The 15,539-nt window shown below is 70.3% G+C and carries 16 protein-coding genes, 1 tRNA gene and 1 pseudogene; 6 read left to right on the top strand and 12 right to left on the bottom strand.

The genetic code is table 11. The features are described from left to right. Position 1 precedes the first annotated feature (1 nt). Positions 2 to 502 (top strand): DUF3830 family protein, encoded by a 501-nt coding sequence (locus tag ACWGKJ_RS15975; protein ID WP_164264786.1) that lies wholly within the window; start codon positions 2 to 4, stop codon positions 500 to 502. A 55-nt stretch (positions 503 to 557) separates the two neighbouring features. On the opposite strand, the gene ACWGKJ_RS15980 is transcribed toward ACWGKJ_RS15975, so the two are convergent. Both ACWGKJ_RS15980 and ACWGKJ_RS15985 read right to left on the bottom strand, forming a co-directional pair. Continuing rightward, the gene (locus ACWGKJ_RS15980) at positions 558 to 1,964 is read right to left on the bottom strand and encodes an amidase (RefSeq protein WP_385033423.1); all 1,407 of its coding nucleotides are present in this window, start codon (positions 1,962 to 1,964) and stop codon (positions 558 to 560) included. Next, positions 1,957 to 2,928 (bottom strand): D-2-hydroxyacid dehydrogenase, encoded by a 972-nt coding sequence (locus ACWGKJ_RS15985; protein WP_385033422.1) that lies wholly within the window; start codon positions 2,926 to 2,928, stop codon positions 1,957 to 1,959. The genes ACWGKJ_RS15980 and ACWGKJ_RS15985 overlap by 8 nt, the downstream gene beginning before the upstream one ends. A 151-nt stretch (positions 2,929 to 3,079) precedes the next feature. Here ACWGKJ_RS15985 and ACWGKJ_RS15990 point away from each other — a divergent pair, with 151 nt between their 5' ends. From ACWGKJ_RS15990 to ACWGKJ_RS16000, 3 genes are all read left to right on the top strand, one after another. Then, positions 3,080 to 3,904, top strand: coding sequence for a maleate cis-trans isomerase family protein (locus ACWGKJ_RS15990; RefSeq protein WP_385033419.1), 825 nt, complete (start codon positions 3,080 to 3,082; stop codon positions 3,902 to 3,904). Then, positions 3,901 to 4,620: a maleate cis-trans isomerase family protein gene (locus tag ACWGKJ_RS15995; RefSeq protein ID WP_385033416.1), complete on the top strand. Its 720-nt coding sequence runs from the start codon at positions 3,901 to 3,903 to the stop codon at positions 4,618 to 4,620. The genes ACWGKJ_RS15990 and ACWGKJ_RS15995 overlap by 4 nt, the downstream gene beginning before the upstream one ends. Positions 4,621 to 4,879: 259 nt before the next feature. Next, complete coding sequence (locus ACWGKJ_RS16000; protein ID WP_385033413.1) at positions 4,880 to 5,938, top strand: LLM class flavin-dependent oxidoreductase; 1,059 nt, start codon at positions 4,880 to 4,882, stop codon at positions 5,936 to 5,938. Between the two features lie 164 nt (positions 5,939 to 6,102). On the opposite strand, the gene ACWGKJ_RS16005 is transcribed toward ACWGKJ_RS16000, so the two are convergent. Continuing rightward, positions 6,103 to 7,947: a putative bifunctional diguanylate cyclase/phosphodiesterase gene (locus ACWGKJ_RS16005; RefSeq protein WP_385029840.1), complete on the bottom strand. Its 1,845-nt coding sequence runs from the start codon at positions 7,945 to 7,947 to the stop codon at positions 6,103 to 6,105. A gap of 351 nt (positions 7,948 to 8,298) precedes the next feature. Between ACWGKJ_RS16005 and ACWGKJ_RS16010 the strand changes: the two genes are divergently transcribed. Then, on the top strand, positions 8,299 to 9,522 hold the full coding sequence (locus ACWGKJ_RS16010) for a M6 family metalloprotease domain-containing protein (RefSeq protein ID WP_385029843.1): 1,224 nt from the start codon (positions 8,299 to 8,301) through the stop codon (positions 9,520 to 9,522). A gap of 125 nt (positions 9,523 to 9,647) precedes the next feature. Here ACWGKJ_RS16010 and ACWGKJ_RS16015 read toward each other — a convergent pair. The 4 genes and pseudogenes from ACWGKJ_RS16015 to ACWGKJ_RS16030 form a co-directional block, all read right to left on the bottom strand. After that, a tRNA-Lys gene (locus ACWGKJ_RS16015) sits at positions 9,648 to 9,721 on the bottom strand. Continuing rightward, positions 9,712 to 10,299, bottom strand: a complete 588-nt coding sequence (locus ACWGKJ_RS16020; protein ID WP_385029922.1) for a bifunctional DNA primase/polymerase — start codon at positions 10,297 to 10,299, stop codon at positions 9,712 to 9,714. The genes ACWGKJ_RS16015 and ACWGKJ_RS16020 overlap by 10 nt, the downstream gene beginning before the upstream one ends. Positions 10,300 to 10,793: 494 nt before the next feature. Then, positions 10,794 to 11,132, bottom strand: a complete 339-nt coding sequence (locus tag ACWGKJ_RS16025; protein WP_385029925.1) for a hypothetical protein — start codon at positions 11,130 to 11,132, stop codon at positions 10,794 to 10,796. Positions 11,133 to 11,402: 270 nt separating this feature from the next. Beyond that, a pseudogene (locus tag ACWGKJ_RS16030) lies at positions 11,403 to 11,798 on the bottom strand (transposase family protein); the annotation flags it as partial. A 168-nt stretch (positions 11,799 to 11,966) separates the two neighbouring features. On the opposite strand from ACWGKJ_RS16030, the gene ACWGKJ_RS16035 reads away from it, so the two are divergent. Next, positions 11,967 to 12,293 (top strand): Rossmann-fold NAD(P)-binding domain-containing protein, encoded by a 327-nt coding sequence (locus ACWGKJ_RS16035; protein WP_385029846.1) that lies wholly within the window; start codon positions 11,967 to 11,969, stop codon positions 12,291 to 12,293. 524 nt (positions 12,294 to 12,817) lie between these two features. Here the strand turns inward: ACWGKJ_RS16035 and ACWGKJ_RS16040 are convergent. The 5 genes from ACWGKJ_RS16040 to ACWGKJ_RS16060 all read right to left on the bottom strand — a co-directional run bounded on the left by ACWGKJ_RS16040 (position 12,818) and on the right by ACWGKJ_RS16060 (position 15,443). Further along, a complete protein-coding gene (locus ACWGKJ_RS16040) occupies positions 12,818 to 13,024 on the bottom strand; it encodes a DUF397 domain-containing protein (protein ID WP_385029848.1) in 207 nt (68 codons plus the stop codon). A 175-nt stretch (positions 13,025 to 13,199) separates the two neighbouring features. Then, entirely contained in the window at positions 13,200 to 13,358 is a 159-nt protein-coding gene (locus ACWGKJ_RS16045; RefSeq protein ID WP_385029851.1) for a hypothetical protein, read from the bottom strand. A 556-nt stretch (positions 13,359 to 13,914) separates the two neighbouring features. Further along, entirely contained in the window at positions 13,915 to 14,772 is an 858-nt protein-coding gene (locus ACWGKJ_RS16050; protein WP_385029854.1) for a helix-turn-helix domain-containing protein, read from the bottom strand. Further along, positions 14,756 to 15,265 carry a DUF6879 family protein gene (locus tag ACWGKJ_RS16055; protein ID WP_385029857.1) on the bottom strand — a complete coding sequence of 170 codons (510 nt, stop codon included), beginning with the start codon at positions 15,263 to 15,265 and terminating at the stop codon, positions 14,756 to 14,758. The genes ACWGKJ_RS16050 and ACWGKJ_RS16055 overlap by 17 nt, the downstream gene beginning before the upstream one ends. Then, positions 15,249 to 15,443: a hypothetical protein gene (locus ACWGKJ_RS16060; protein WP_385029928.1), complete on the bottom strand. Its 195-nt coding sequence runs from the start codon at positions 15,441 to 15,443 to the stop codon at positions 15,249 to 15,251. Before ACWGKJ_RS16060 ends, ACWGKJ_RS16055 begins: the two co-directional genes overlap by 17 nt. Positions 15,444 to 15,539 lie beyond the last annotated feature (96 nt).

Below are 15,539 nucleotides of genomic sequence, written 5' to 3' on the forward strand. Positions count from 1 at the left end.
GATGAGCGATCGATTCGTGGAACTGTCCCTCGACAAGCGCGGTGTGAGCTGCACGGCGAAGCTCCTCGACGACAAGGCGCCGGTCACCTGCGCGGCGGTGTGGGACGCGCTGCCGCTGGGCGGCGACGTCTACCACGCGAAGTACGCGCGCAACGAAATCTACGCCCTGGTCCCGGGCTTCGCGCCGCAGGAGCCGCCCCTGGAGAACCCGACGGTGACCCCCATTCCGGGGGACCTCTGCTACTTCACCTTCTCCGAGACGGTGTTGGGGACGGACTCGTACGGATACGAGACGGCGGCCGACCACCGCGGACGTACCACCGTGGTCGACCTCGCGCTGTTCTACGAGCGGAACAACCTGCTGATCAACGGCGATACGGGGTGGGTGCCCGGGATCGTGTGGGGCACGGTGGTCGACGGCCTCGACCGGATGGCGGAGGCGTGCCAGGACCTCTGGCGCTCGGGCGCCACGGGCGAGACGCTCAACTTCCGCCGGGCTTAGGCGCTTTCCGCCGGGCCTGGACGCGTTTCGGGCCCGCCGCCCCTCCGGCCCGTCCTCAACTCACGGCGCCGGGCCGACCGGTCCAGGCCCCGCCCGCCTCGTACAGCGCGTGCGCGGCCCGCAGCACCACCGCGTCCGTGTGCCGCGCCCCCACCAGCTGCACCCCGATCGGCAGCCCCGCCGCGTCCGCCCCGCAGGGCACCGTGGCCGCGGGCTGCTGGGTCAGGTTGAAGGGGTACGTGAAAGGGGTCCACCCCGTCCAGCGCCGATGCCCCGAGCCCCGGGGCGCCTCGACTCCCGCCTCGAAGGCGGTGATCGGCACGGTCGGGGTGACCAGCAGGTCGTACCGCTGGTGGAAGAGGCCCATCCGCCGGCCCAGCTCCATCCGGGCGTCCACGGCCGCCAGATAGTCGAGCGCCGAGTACCGCTCGCCCTCCGCGACGATCTCGCGCAGCCCCGGGTCCAGCAGCCCGCGCTGCCCGTGGCCGAGATGCTCCGCCACCCGGGCCGCACCACCGAACCACAGGGTGTGGAAGGCGGCGACCGGATCGGCGAGGTCGGGGTCCGTCTCCTCGACGTACGCGCCCAGCTCCGCGAGCCGGCCCACCGCCCGCCGTACCGCCGCCGCCACCTCGGGGTCCACCGCGACCTGGCCGCCGAAGGCCGGCGAGTACGCGATCCGCAGCCCCTTCACCCCGCCGTCGAGCCCGGTGCGGAAGCTGCCGTCCGGCGGGGCCAGCTGCGACCAGTCGCGCGGATCGGGGCCGCTGATCACATCCATCATCAGCGCCGCGTCCGCCGCGTCCCGGGTCATCGGCCCGACATGGGCGAGCGTCCCGAAGGCACTCGCCGGATAGAGCGGGACCCGCCCGTACGTCGGCTTCAGCCCGAAGATCCCGCAGAACGACGCCGGGATGCGGATCGAGCCCCCGCCGTCCGTGCCGAGACCCGCCGGCCCGGCCCCCAGCGCCACCGCCGCCGCGGTGCCGCCACTGGAGCCGCCCGTCGTGCGGGAGCGGTCGTACGGATTGCGGGTCACCCCCTGCAGCGGGGAGTCGGTGACGGCCTTCCAGCCGAACTCGGGTGTCGTCGTCTTGCCGACGAAGACCGCGCCGTGCTCCCGCAGCCGGGCCACCGACGGCGCGTCCTCGTCCCACGCGCCGTCCGGCCGTACGGTTCTCGACCCGCGCAGGGTCGGCTCCCCGCGCAGCAGCAGGATGTCCTTGACCGTGACCGGCACCCCGTCGAGCAGTCCCTGCGGCTCACCCGCCCGCCAGCGCGCCGCCGACGCCTCGGCCTCGCCGCGCGCGGCGGCGGAGTCGATACGGACGAAGGCGTTCACCTCGGGCTGCACCGCCTCGGCCCTGCGGAGCACGGCGTCGGCCGCGTCGACCGGCGTGAAGCTGCCCTTCCGGTAGCCGGCCAGGAGTTGTCGGGCGGTGAGGTCGCAGAGGTCAGTCATGAAGGTGGACGTACCCACGTTTCTTGTCGACCACGTTCGGCAGCGGCTCCCCGTTCGCCCACTTGTCGTACAGCCCGAGGAACTGCTCGCCGAGATCGTCACGCCAGCCCACGGTGTCGCCGCTCATGTGCGGCGAGATCACCAGCCCGGGGATGTCCCAGAGACCGCTGTCGGGGGGCAGCGGCTCCGCGGCGAAGACATCGAGCGCCGCGCCCGCCAGCCGGCGCTTCCCGAGCGCCTGGGCCAGGTCGTCCTCGACGACGAGCGCCCCGCGCCCCACATTGACGAAGTGCGCCGACGGCTTGAGGGCGGCGAAGGCACGTGCGTCGAACATGCCCCGGGTGGCGTCGGTGAGCGGTGCGGCGCAGATCACCCAGTCGGCACCGGGCAGCAGCCCGCCCAGCTCGTCGGCGCCGTGCACCTCGCCCCGCGCGGTCCTGCCGACCAGCGCCACCCGCACCCCGAGCGCGGTCAGCGTGGCGCCGATGGCCCGGCCGATGGGCCCCGACCCGACGACCACCGCCCGGGTCCCTGCGACGCGCCGGGTCTCCCGGTGCTGCCAGCGCCGCTGCCGCTGGAGCTCCAGCGTGCCGGGGAGGTCCTTGGCGAAGGCGATGACGAGACCCGCGACATACTCCGCGATCGGCTGGTCGAAGATCCCCCGGGCGTTGGTCACCACGGTGTCCGAAGCGGCCAGCTCCGGGCAGAGGAGATGGTCGACCCCGGCGCTCGCGGTGTGCACCCAGCGGGGGCGCGGACCCTCGCCCGGCCAGGCCCTGCGGACCGCGTCGGAGAGGAAGTCCCAGACCAGCAGGACGTCCGCGTGGGGGAGTTGGCGGCCCAGCGTCTCCGCGTCCGCGTGCACGACCCGGGCCCGTCCGGCGAGTCTCCCGAGGCGCGGAGGCGGATCCGCGTCCAGGACCAGAACGGTCGGTTCGGCGCTCTGTTCAGCGGCTTCGGACATCTGCGCGGTCCTTCGGCTGGGGTCGGCCGGGTTTCGCCTGCGTAAGTACCTGGCAACGTCTGACATGTACTGATTGACCGGGCTCGCACACCGACTCTACCGTCGACATCAGAAGCACAGCGGCCTCACCCACACCACTTGGGGGCCAGTCATGGACATCTCCTTCCTCGGCGGACCACAGCCACAGCGCGGTGTGGGGGTCGTCGCCCCTTTTGACTTCGCTCTCGACAGAGAGCTGTGGCGCTGGGTGCCGGACGATGTGTCGCTCCATCTAACGCGTACCCCCTTCGTACCGGTCGAAGTCTCCCTGGATCTCGCCCGGCTGGTCAGTGAGCACGAGACGCTGGACAAGGCGGTCCGGGCCCTGGGGGCGGTCGCGCCGCAGGTCGTGGCGTACGCCTGCACCAGCGGCAGCTTCGTCGGCGGGGTCGCCGGTGAACGGGCCATGTGCACGGCGATGACCGCCGCCAGCGACCTGCCGTCGATCACGACATCGGGAGCCCTCGTCCAGGCTTTCCGGGAGCTCGGTGTCCGGCGGATCGCCCTGGTCACGCCCTACACTGAATCTGTGACGTCCTCTTTGGAGGAATACCTCGGCGAAGCGGGGACAGTCGTCACCGGGCGGGCCTTTCTCGGCCTCACCAGGCACATCTGGAAAGTCCCGTACCGCGATGTGGTGGACATGGCTCGACAGGCGGTGGTCGGTTCGGCGGACGCGCTCTTCATCAGCTGCACCAACCTTCCGACGTACGACGTGATCCCGCAGCTCGAAGCGGAGCTGCGGATGCCGGTGCTTTCGGCGAACCAGGTCACGATGTGGGCGGCGCTGCGCTGTATCGGCGCCCTCGCCGTCGGTCCGTACCAGCGGCTGCTGATCGAATCGGCGCCCGCGCCCGAACCGGCCCCGGCACCCCTGCCCGAGCCCGCCCGCGCACTGGCAGAAGATCCGCCCGAAGAGCAGGGAGACTGGACATGACAGCGGTCGGGTTCCTTTACCCGGGGCACTCCGCGGAGGACGACTACGAGCGCATCGAGCAGCTCCTGGCGTCCGACGTGAGACTGTCCGTCGTCCACACCGACATCGGCGAGGACGCGCACCGGGTGGACGCGCTCATCGAGATGGGCTCGGCGGACCGGCTCGCGGCAGGCGTCGAGGAGCTGCGGCTCGCCGGCGCGGACGCGGTGGTGTGGGCGTGCACGAGCGGAAGCTTCGTCTACGGCTGGGACGGCGCGCAGCAGCAGATCAGGGATCTGGCCCGCGCGGCCGGAATGCCCGCATCCAGCACGTCCTTCGCCTTCGCGCACGCGATTCAGTACCTCGGCGCCCAGAAGGTCGCCGTCGCCGCGACCTACCCGGAGGACGTCGCGGAGCACTTCGCCGCCTTCCTGAAGTCGGCGGGCGCCGAGGTCACGGCGGTCAGCGGCAGGGGCGTCATCACCGCGGCCGAGGTGGGCACCTGGGGCCGGGACGAGGTCATCGAACTGGCGCTGTCGGGAGACCACCCGTCCGCCGACGTACTGCTGCTTCCGGACACCGCGCTGCACACGGCGGCGTATGTGCAGGAGCTGGAGCAGGTACTCGGGAAGCCGGTCCTCACGGCGAACCAGGTGTCCGTGTGGGAGGGTCTGCGGCTGGCCGACCGGAGGGTTCCGGGGGAGCGGCTCGGGAAGCTCTTCGCCCGGCGGGCGTGACCGGGCCGGGGCGCGGCATACGGGTGTGACCGGCGCGCGGCGCAGGGGTGCGGTAGGCGTACGGGTGTGACCGGCGCGCGGCGCAGGGGTGCGGTAGGCGTACGGGTGTGACCGGCGTACGGGTGCGGTCGGCGCGGCGCGGTTCGGCGGGCGCTGCGGGGAGCGCGGGACCGCCGGCCGGGTGCGTCACGGGAATAACCGGGGACCGTCCCCTGTTGCCGCTGCCGTACCTGGCCGACAACCAGAAAGGCCGAGCGCGGTGGACCCGATTCAAGGCAAGGCGGCCGGAACCGCCCCCGTACCCCTGTCCGTACTGGACCTGGTGACCGTGGGGGAGGGGCGCACCGCCACCCAGGCCATCCGTACCGGCGTGGAGATCGCCCGGCTGGCCGAGCGCCGCGGTTTCCACCGGTACTGGGTCGCGGAGCACCACTCCATGCCCGGGGTCGCCTCCTCGTCCCCGGCGGTGCTGCTCGCGCATCTGGCCGCGCACACCGACCGCATCCGGCTCGGCTCCGGCGGTGTGATGCTGCCCAACCACGCGCCCCTGGTGATCGCCGAGCAGTTCGGCACGCTGGAGGCGATGGCCCCGGGCCGTGTCGACCTGGGCCTCGGCCGGGCCCCCGGCACCGACGGGGCCACCGCCGCTGCGCTCCGCCGCACCGACCGGCTCCATGAGGGCGCCGACGATTTCCCCCAGCAGCTGGCCGAGTTGATCCGTTTCCTGGACGACAGCTTCCCGGACGGCCACCGGTACGCCCGGATCCACGCCGTGCCGGGTCCGGTCCAGGGCCCGGCCGGGCGGCCGCCGGTGTGGCTGCTCGGTTCGTCCGGCTTCAGCGCGCGGCTCGCGGGCACGCTCGGGCTGCCGTTCGCCTTCGCGCACCACTTCTCGGCGCAGAACACCATCCCGGCTCTCGACCTCTACCGGGAGTCCTTCCGCCCTTCGGCGGTGCTCGACGCCCCGTACGCGCTGATCGGCGTGGGCGCCCTCGCGGCCGACGACGAGAAGGAGGCGCACCGGCAGATCCTCAGCGGCGCGCTGTCGATGGTCCGGCTGCGCACCGGGCGGCCGGGGCTGGTGCCGACGCCCGAAGAGGCCGAGGCATATCAATTCAGCCCGATGGAACGGGAGTTCGTGGACGGCTGGCTGAGCAACGTCATCGCCGGGACCGCCGACGAGGTCCGCTCGGGTCTCGACGACCTCCAGAAGCGCACGGGGGCCGACGAGTTGATGATCACGGCCAACGCGCACGGGGGCGATGCGCGGCTGCGTTCGTACGAGCTGATCGCCGACGCGTACGGGCTGCCCGGGTAGCGGAACGGCGGAACCGGCGGCGGAGGGCGCCCGGTGGCAGGACCTGTCACCGGGCGCCCTCCGCGCTGCTGTGGACCGGCCGACCGGGCTGCGCGTCGGTGCGGGAAGCCGGGCGCGCCGGGCTGTGGTCCGGCGGTCAGCCCCGTCGCAGCCTGCTCCGGGCGTCAGCCCCGCCGCGCGGCCGCGCCCGCGAGCAGCGCTCCGATCGCGTCGGGCGCCACCGCCCGTGAGTACAGATAGCCCTGCCCGGTGTCACAGCCGATCCTGCGCAGCCGGGTCGCCTGTCCGGCCGTCTCGACGCACTCCGCGGTGACCGTGAGGCCCAGCCGGTGCGCGAGCTGCACCAGCGCCTCGACGATCATCTCGTCGGCCGGGTTCGGGTGGGTGCCCGCGTCGTAGCGGAAGCCGCGTACGAACGACCCGTCCAGCTTCAGTACGGACACCGGCAGCCTGCTCAGATACGCCAGGTTCGAGTAGCCGGTGCCGAAGTCGTCGATGGCGATCCGCACGCCCATGTCGCTGAGGTCCTGGAGCGCCTGCAGCGGGCGTCCCGTCGACCCCATCACCGCCGACTCGGTCAGCTCCAGCTGGAGCAGGTCGGGCGCGAGACCGGTCTCGGCGAGGATCCCCGCGACATCGGCGACCAGATCCGAGTCCCACACCTGCCGTACGGCGATGTTGACGCTCACGAACAGCGGGGGGCGGGAGGGGTGTTCGAGCTGCCAGGCTCTCGCCTGCCGGCAGGCGGTGCGCAGCACCCAGGTGCCGAGCTGGACGATGGAGCCGTCCTCCTCGGCGAGACCGATGAAGCGGTTCGGTGTCAGCCGGCCGAACTGCGGGTGGTCCCAGCGGACGAGGGCCTCCACACCCTTGGGCTCCCCGTCCGTCAGGTCCACCAACGGCTGGTACTCCAGCAGGAATTCACCGTCGTCCACGGCGGGCCGCAGCGTGGACGACAGTGCCTGACGGGTCATCCGGTGCGCGTTGCGCTCGGGGTCGAAGAGCGTCCAGCGCGCCTTGCCGTCCGCCTTCGCCCAGTACAGCGTGGTGTCGGCGTCCTGCATCAGGCCGGTGGCGCTGGTGCCTTCGGCGAGCCGCTCCACCACCCCGATCGACGCGGAGACCGAGAGCCGCTGACCGCCGAGGTCGAACGGCTCCTGGAGCGCGGCCAGTACGGAGGCCGCGAGGCCGGCGAGCTGCTCGGTGCCGGTGGAGTCCTCGACCAGCAGGGCGAATTCGTCCCCGCCGAGCCTGGCCACCAGATGCCCGCTGCCGCCGCTGTCCTGCCCGTGGCCGGACTGGTCGGCGCAGTCGGTCAGCCGGGCGGCGACGACGCCGAGCAGCCGGTCGCCGAAACGGTGGCCGAGCGTGTCGTTGACAGCTTTGAAGCCGTCGAGGTCCAGATAGCAGAGCCCGATCCGCCCGGTGCCCGGCCGCTCACGCGCCGACGGGTCGAGGGCCGCCGACAGCCGCTCGAAGAAGAGGGTGCGGTTGGGCAGCCGGGTCACCGGGTCGTGCATCTGGAGGTGGCGCAGCCTGGCCCGGAGTTCCCGGCGGTCGCTGACGTCGGCGACCGAGAGCAGTACCTGCGAGCTGTCGGGGAAGGGGGCGACGCTGACCTCGGCCCAGAGCGAGTGGCCGTCGGCGTGCTTGAGGCGGCGGGTGCAGCGGAAGCTGGAGCGGCGGCCCCGGAGCACCTCGCGGTACGCGGCCCAGGTGCGGGTGTCCGCCGAGAGGTCCACCAGGCGGGCCGCGGTCTGCCTGGCCAGCGCTGCGGGCTCGGCCCCGAGCAGCCCGCCGAGTGCGGCGTTGGCGGATACGACCAGCCCTTCGCGGTCGACGACGGCCATGGCGAGCCGCGCGGTGTTGAAGGCGGCGCGGTAGTCGTTCAGCTCGGCCGCGGTTCGCCCGATGGCCTGACGCTCCGTGACCGGCGGCCGGACGGACCCCGGCGCCGGGCCGCGTCCTTCAGGGGTTCCGTTCACGGCTGGCTCCCGTGGTGCAGTCATCTCGAAAGGTGGGCTCAGGGTCTGTCGGCCGGGCGGTGGAGAAACGCCGGATGCGCGTGTCCACAGGGGAAAGTGTGCCGATCATAGAGGTTGAAGCAAGGACCGTTCCAGCCTCGTTGGCGCACGGTGGTCGCTCCCGCGCCCAAGGGTGATCGTTTCTGCGCGGCTGTGGTCCGGGGGCTTTCTGACGTGATCGGTTGTGACTTTCCGTAAAGGTCCGGGGTGTCGGCCCGGTCACTCGCCTGGGGCAGCTGGACAGGGCATAAACATATAAATCGGCCCAGGGTGGGTGGGGTGTCCCGCATCCCGAACCCGGAGGTCCACGTGCAGCGTGCGCAGGCGCCTGTGCGAGTGGACCGACGCCGTCTGCGGCAGGCCGGCGCCATCCTGGTCTCCTTCATGGCGCTCGCCGCGACCTCCCTGGTCGCCGGGCCGGCGGTCGCCACCGTGGGCGGCGCCGGACCGTGCGCGCTGCCGCGCGCCGACGTCCACCACTCGGTCGGACTCGACAGCTGGAACTCCGCCTACCCCCGCCCTGTCGGCGCGCTCGACGCCGTCATGATCTTCCTGTCCTTCCCGGGGGCCGTACCGGACACCACCCCGCAGGAGCTGGCGGCCGACTACTTCCCCGCGACCACCACCTTCTTCCGGCGGGCCTCGTACGGGAAGTTCACGCTGCGGCCGCATCCGATGCAGCGGTGGACGATGATGCCGAAGCCGGCCTCCGCCTACGCGATACGGCGCGACTGGAGTGCGGGCGAGCGCGACGCGTATCTGCGGGACGCGGTGGCCGCGGCCGATCCGGCGGTGGACTTCAGCAAGTACGACCTCGTCTATCTGATCGCCGACCCGGACGCACCGGGCGTCGACTCGGACGCCACGAAGGTGGTCAACCTGGATGTCCCCCTGCGCGCCGACGGTACGGACATCCGGCGCTTCGTCACCGGCTTCGAGCGGCATCCGCCGGACCGCAATGTGCTGGCCCACGAGACCGGACACGTCTTCGACCTGCCGGACCTATACCACCGTCCGTCGGACGACAAGGGCGACTGGGACACCTATGTGGGCGACTGGGACGTCATGGGCAGCCAGTTCGGGCTCGCGTCCGACTTCTTCGGCTGGCACAAGTGGAAGCTCGGCTGGCTGGACCGGCGGCAGATCGGCTGTGTACGGGGGACCGCCCCCCAGATGTTCACCCTGGAACCACTGGAGGAGGTCCCGGCGCCCGGTACCGACACGACCGGGACCCGGCTGCTCGTGCTGCGGACCGGATACGAGAGCGCCCTCGTCATGGAGGCGCGCACAGCGGCCGGCAACGACGCCTCGACCTGCTCGGAGGGGGTCCTCATCTACCGGGTGAAGGCGGAGCTGGCCTCCGGTGACGGGCCGATCCGGGTGGTCGACACCCACCCGCACAGCTCGGGCTGCTGGGGGCAGTCGGTCTACCCGCCGCTGGCCGACGCACCGCTCGGGGTCGGTGAGACCTTCACTGTCCCCGGCAACGGGACCACGGTGGAGGTGGCGGACCGTACGCCGTCGGGAGCCTGGACCGTCAAGGTCACACCGGTCGTATGAGGCGTCGGTGGTACGTGCGTACCTCGCCCGCCCCCGTCACAACACCCTCGTCACAACACCCCCGTCACAACACCTTCGGCGCAACGAAGAAGCCCCCCGCTTCCGCGAGGGGCTTCTTCCGTCTGTGCGCCGCCAGGGACTCGAACCCCGGACCCGCTGATTAAGAGTCAGCTGCTCTAACCAACTGAGCTAGCGGCGCCTGCTGACGTCGTAGACCTTAGCACCCTGACCGGCGCGGGGAAAAATCGATAAGCCGCCCGCACGCACCGCCGGAGCCGCGGCCGCGCGCGCCGCGCGGACGCAGGCCCAGAGCAGCACCTCGGGGCCCGGCAGCCAGGGGTGGCGGGTGTCGGGAGCCACCAGCCAGCGGGGGCTCGGCCCGGAATCGGGGGAGGTCAGCGACGGTACGGTCACCGCGTCCCCGGTGCCGTGGCAGAGCAGCGGCGGCACCGCGTCGCCCCACTCCTCCCAGTGCAGCAGGGACGGCAGCCGCTGGGCCGTGCCGGGGGCGGCGAAGAGCAGCGTCCGGCCGCGGTGACCCGCGACCGGGCCCGACCCGGGGCCCTCCGACCACAGGGTGTCCAGCATCCGGCGGCCGAAGATCGCGGGCACATTGACCACGTCGAAGACCGAGCCGCAGTCAAGCACGGTCGGAACGGTGGGCCGGGACTCCCAGAGCGAGAGCGCGCTGCGCGGGTGCGGGGCGGCGGAGGCGAGCCATGTGGCACCGGCCGGGGTGACCGCCGTGGCGTGCTGCCCGTCCTGCTCGTCCAGGATCCGGCTGAGCCCCGCGGCGGCACGGCTTCCGGAGAGACGGATGGCCGAGCCCTGTGAGTCGGCGCCCCCGGCGCCCGGGACCTGGAAACCGAAGCCGCCCCCGGTGCCGGGGCCCCTGCTTCCCGGGCCGCCGCTCTTCGGGACCCTGTTGCCCGTGACCCTGTTCCCCGTGGCCCTGCTTCCCGGGCCCCGGAGGCCCTGACCTCTGCCGGAGGGGTTTCCTGCGCCGTTGTCGTCCCGCTGCCATGCGCTCATGCCGACCAGGTCTACCCGGAGTGAGGGCGCCGCTCCGCTGGGTTGGCGGAAATCGGGACAGGCGGGGGCGGGAAGGCGTATCTTGCCCCACTCCCTTGCCTAACTCCCTTGCCCACCGGTCTTGCCTGCGGGCCCGGTCCACGGGCATATGACCCGGCGGCGCGCTGGGCGTCGGCCTCGCGTGGGGTCGGCCCCGTGCCAGGTCGGCCCCGCGTCAGGGGCGGGGTACCGGCCCCTCGTCAGGTCGGCAGGCCGCGCAGCAGGTCCCGGCCGAACTCGACCATCTTCTTCGCGTAGTCCTCGGTCCACTGCGCACGCTCGGCGATGTCCGCCGCCGTCAGCCGGTCGAAGCGGCGCGGGTCGGCGAGCTGCGCCGCGGCCATCGCCTGGTACTCGACCGCCCGGTCCGTCGCCGCGCGGAAGGCCAGGGTCAGCTCAGTGGCACGGCTGAGGAGCACCGCCGGATCGTCGATCGACTCCAGGTCGAAGAAGTGCTCGGGGTCGGCGGTCGCTTCGGAGGGCTCGAAGAGCAGCGGCGCAGGCCGCGGCTTCCGCTCACGCTGTTCTGGCTCCGCCATAGGTGTCTCCTGCTCTGCCGTGCCGTGCCGTTTCGTGCCGTTCGGTGCCGTGCCGTGCTGTTCCGTGCCATGCCGTGTCTTCCGGCGGCCCAGCGGCCCGGCGGTTCCGGTCTCCGGGTGGTGGTGCGGTGCGCGGTTCTCCGTCGTTGGTTTCCGGCCACCGTCCATTGTCCCGCCCCGCGCAAGAGGCCGTCCCGCATTGACGACAGGCCCAGCACGGCAACACCGGCCCTCAGGGCGCCGCCCACCGCACCTGGTGCTCCGCGAGATGGTGATACGGCTGGTAGAGCATCGCAGTTTGCGCATGAGCCGCCAGGTTTTGAGGGTGGCCATGGCCTGTTCGACGAGTGCACGGATCTTCGCGTGTGAGCAGTTGACGGCCCGCTGACCAGGGTCGGCGGCGATCCGGTCGATCGGCGGCAACGTGCCGTCCAGGATCACGAACGCTTTGCCGGAGGCTGTCCTCACCGGGTCGGTGGGGGTTGGAGCCAGAGCGGCCAGGATGTCGACGGCCTCGGCGACGTACCGGTAGGCGGTGGTGGTGCCCACACCGAATCCGGCGGCGAGCTGGGCATAGATATGGCCGCATCGTAGATGAGCCAGCACGAGCAGCGCCTGCCGTCCGGCGGCCAGCCGGCGCCATCGTGTCCCTTGCGCAAGACGACGTGCGACACCGATCCATTCGTGTCCGCGTCGTGCTCGGCTACCTGTGAGCCGGGCGCGAGCTGGATTCGGCCGAGCTCGCGGCGCAGGGTCGACTCGGACTGCCTCCGGTGTGCTCAGGCGTTCCTCGACCACCCCGCTCCGTTCTTCGACCCCCTGACCACCGTCCGAGTGCCCTCGTGGTCCCGCGGACGGGTCGTACTGCTCGGGGACGCTGCGGCGGCGACAGCCCTGCTGGGCGACGGGTCCAGTATGGCGATGGCGGGCGCGTACGCCCTCGCGGAAGAGCTCGCCGCCCATCCCGGTGATCACGCCCGCGCCTTCGCCGCCTACGAGTCGCGGCTCCGCCGTGAGGTGGGTCCGCGGCAGCGACGCGTCGGTCTGCTCTCCAGGCTCATGGTGCCCCGCACCCGGCCGGGCCTCGCGGTGCGCAACACGGTGGCCGGCGCGGTCGGCCGCACGAACCGGATCGCCTCTCGCGAAACCGCGAACCGGTAGACCGAGCCCGCACCGACCGGTCACCGCTCGGTGCACAGCTCCGCGACAGCTCTCAGCCGGGTCGGCGCCGCCACGCCCGACGAGGGCGGCTCGGCGTGGTAGGTCATCGCCGATGCGGCAGGTCGAGCGTGACTACACACAGCGCGCCACGGTCGTTCGGATTAACGCTTACCGCCCCGCACCCGTTCGGGCCCCCGCACCCGAACCGGCGAAGGGGGCACCCGCTCCCGGCCCCGCCGTTGCGGACAACCCGTTCCGTGCCTTGCTCTGAACCCGGTCGAACAAACCAGAGAACGCCCCTGCTGATTAAGGCGGGGGCGTTCGTTTGTTGCTCAGCGACGGAGCTCCCGGAATGCGTCCAGCGTCCGTAGCGCTGACATACGCATCGGCCGGTATCCGGGGCAGCTTCGCTCAGTTGGCAGTTCCCACACTTTCCAGCACGACAGGCAGCGCGCCACTCCGGAGTGCTCCGGATCGTGCTCCACGCTGCCACCACACTGGGGGCACTGCTGCATGATGACTCCCTACGCGGCTACGTCGAACTCCCCCAGCTTGGCACCGCTCAGGAAGTCGGTCCACTCGGAGGCCGTGAACTCAACAGTCTGGCCGTTCACGGTGCTACGGACTGCCACCTTGCCGGGGACGTTGGTCGCGACCTCCACACAGCGAGGGTCGTTGTTGTTGTACTGGCACGCGCTGGACGTGTGGAACTCGAATACGGGAACGGACATACGTGGTGCCTCTCTTCGTTGGAGTGGTGCATTGCACTTGCGACCGCCCCGGCGGCACTCGGGCTGTCCTGGATCGTGATCCAGCGGGGCGGGGCTTACGCCGCCCCTGCGGGATTCCGAACAGAAACGGGGGAGAGCCCGTTGCGGTTGAATCCAGCAGAGACGGAGAACGGGGTCAGCCGGTCTTCGGAGCGCCGTTGATGCGGTCACGCATCCGGACAAGAAGATCAGCCTTCTGGGCGTGTTGTTTGTTGGTGTTCGCGTCGTCCTTGTCGCACAGGGCGTTGTTCTTCGTGCTTCCCTTGGGCTTACGCACATGAAGCGGCCTGCTCATGACCCTGCGCCTTTCTGCCGAAGGCGAAGGCGGGCCCTGCCGCCCGACCAAGAAGCCATCTCACCATCGGGTCGGATCCAACTCCCCGCCCGCACACACGGGGCAGGCGGCCTTGAATGCGCGGCGGCATGTGGGACATCCCTCGAACCCGCAGCAAACCGGGCACCAGATCGAACGGTGACCCGTGCACACCCCGCAGTAGCTCGCCGGAGCCCTGGAGGGCTCCACAATCCGGAGTGGCTGTCCGGCTTGCCGACGGACACGAGGCTCCTCCGCCGCCTGTGCGAGAGGGGCGGTCACTTCTTCCCCGCCATGCCCCTGTGCGGATGTCGCCGCATCTCCACATTGCAGTCAGAGACTTTCGAGCCATCACCGATCGCGTGAGCCGCTGCCCGTTCCTTTTCCAACGCCTCGCATACGTCGCATCCCTTGGCAGGCTCCGCAGGATCGGAAGGTGGCTGCAAATAGATCGGACCGCTCATCGTCGTGGTATTCATCTGGTCCCCTCGCTTCGCGTGGAAACCATTCTCAACCCATTTCTAAGTGTTAAGCGCCATCAGTCACGTTGTTGCATAAAGTCGTCTGAAGCATTCCTGAGGAACGCGGTTGCTTCAGCATCTCTCAGTGCATGACTAAGGAACAGGTCAAACAAATCGAGGTGTTGGGAGATGTCCCGAGGGTCACGCATGACGACTTCCCCGGAGAATAGTTCGACGGTCACCAGGCGGTCGTCATAGATCACGAACACGTTCAGCGGAGTGCCCGGGACCTCGGCGCTCTGCGGAACAATCGCGATCTCTACGTTCGGCTTCAGGGACACATCCGCCATGTGGGCACACTGCGCGGACATAGCGGCAGGGGTGGCCCGACGCCACCTCACGGCCTGCTCAGTCAGCAGGAATGCGAACGAACGGGAGCGGTCGTCCAAGACCGTCTGCCGTTCCATTCGGGCCTGTACGGCCCTCTGCACGTCCCGAGCGGGATCACTGGAAACAGTCTTGGAAAGGGTTTGTTCTGCGTACGCGCGGACGTGTAGGAGCGCGGTGGGAATCGCGGGGAGGAAATGCCTCATGACCCGCGACGATGCTTCAAGTGCCTTCAGCTCAGCTTGCTTCTGATACAGGCCGACGCGGGCATGCGTACGCCAGGATGCGTAACTGACGTTCGCCCGGCGGGCCATCCGGAGGAGTTCCCCGGCCACCTCCCCGGGCACTTCAAGGGCAGTCAGAATCCGCTCTACGTCGATCACGGTCGGTAGAGCGCGGCCGGTCTCAATCCGGCTGACCTTTGTTTGGCTCATATCGCAGCGAACGGCCAACCGTTCACCGCTCAGGCCGGAAGCCCGGCGGAGCTCCCGAAGGGCCTCCGCCAAGTCCTTCCGCTCTCTTGCTTGATGCTCAGGCTCGATACTCACTGAATGAAACGGCACTTCCCAAGGCAGTGTCCCGCCAACCGATGTACTTACTGATGTCCGGTGATTCGATCAGTTCCCGATTGATCTGCGTTCCATCTTGCCGGTAGTTCAGGTGGACCACGGTGGTTTCGTCGAACATCCAAAAGTCTTGGGCCGGTAGCCCCAAGTCCCGATCTGTGACGTCCAGGACGCGGATGTCCTCCCCGGCATGGATGTTGCCGGGGATGCCCCAGGCGAACTGATATCGCTGGTAATCCGTCAGCGGCTGCCGTACAAGGCGCACCCTACCGAAGGACTTCCCCGCCGCCACGGCCTCCCGAACGGTCGCATGCCACGCCGCGTTGTGGGTCTCCGGCTTGGGCTCCCCCTGAAGGAAGCGCGCCAAGCTTTCCGCCTCTGCGGGCATGGTGTACGTGGGCTGTACCTCGAAGCGCCATGCCGAACGCTTGAAGTCCCGGAAGTGCGCCTGCCACTGGTCACCATCCAAGAGCACGGAATGCCTCCCTCAGTACGTGTTCAGGGATTGTCACGAGCGCTTCCCCGTCCGGGGTGGTGTGGTTGGTCAGGTAGCCCTGTACGGCGATCGTGTTCGGCTGGTCGGTAGTGAAGATGTTGGCGCAGTCACCGGAGTCGCAGTCCGGGTCTTCCCCGGCAATCTTGACCAGCTTCATGTCGTCCACGTGATCCCCTCCCCTTGCTGTCGTCAGCAAGTTACGAAGGGTGTTGCCCGTCTGCAAGGGTGATCAGACCTCCAGTCACGTTCTCGC

It is taken from the genome of Streptomyces sp. NPDC054757 (assembly GCF_053612185.1).

Bases quoted from the DNA above. Each gene is read 5' to 3' on its own strand.
- ACWGKJ_RS15975 (WP_164264786.1), top strand. From the start codon at position 2: ATGAGCGATCGATTCGTGGAACTGTCCCTCGACAAGCGCGGTGTGAGC.
- ACWGKJ_RS15980 (WP_385033423.1), bottom strand. From the start codon at position 1,964: ATGACTGACCTCTGCGACCTCACCGCCCGACAACTCCTGGCCGGCTAC.
- ACWGKJ_RS15985 (WP_385033422.1), bottom strand. From the start codon at position 2,928: ATGTCCGAAGCCGCTGAACAGAGCGCCGAACCGACCGTTCTGGTCCTG.
- ACWGKJ_RS15990 (WP_385033419.1), top strand. From the start codon at position 3,080: ATGGACATCTCCTTCCTCGGCGGACCACAGCCACAGCGCGGTGTGGGG.
- ACWGKJ_RS15995 (WP_385033416.1), top strand. From the start codon at position 3,901: ATGACAGCGGTCGGGTTCCTTTACCCGGGGCACTCCGCGGAGGACGAC.
- ACWGKJ_RS16005 (WP_385029840.1), bottom strand. From the start codon at position 7,947: ATGACTGCACCACGGGAGCCAGCCGTGAACGGAACCCCTGAAGGACGC.
- ACWGKJ_RS16025 (WP_385029925.1), bottom strand. From the start codon at position 11,132: ATGGCGGAGCCAGAACAGCGTGAGCGGAAGCCGCGGCCTGCGCCGCTG.
- ACWGKJ_RS16040 (WP_385029848.1), bottom strand. From the start codon at position 13,024: ATGTCCGTTCCCGTATTCGAGTTCCACACGTCCAGCGCGTGCCAGTAC.
- ACWGKJ_RS16045 (WP_385029851.1), bottom strand. From the start codon at position 13,358: ATGAGCAGGCCGCTTCATGTGCGTAAGCCCAAGGGAAGCACGAAGAAC.
- ACWGKJ_RS16060 (WP_385029928.1), bottom strand. From the start codon at position 15,443: ATGAAGCTGGTCAAGATTGCCGGGGAAGACCCGGACTGCGACTCCGGT.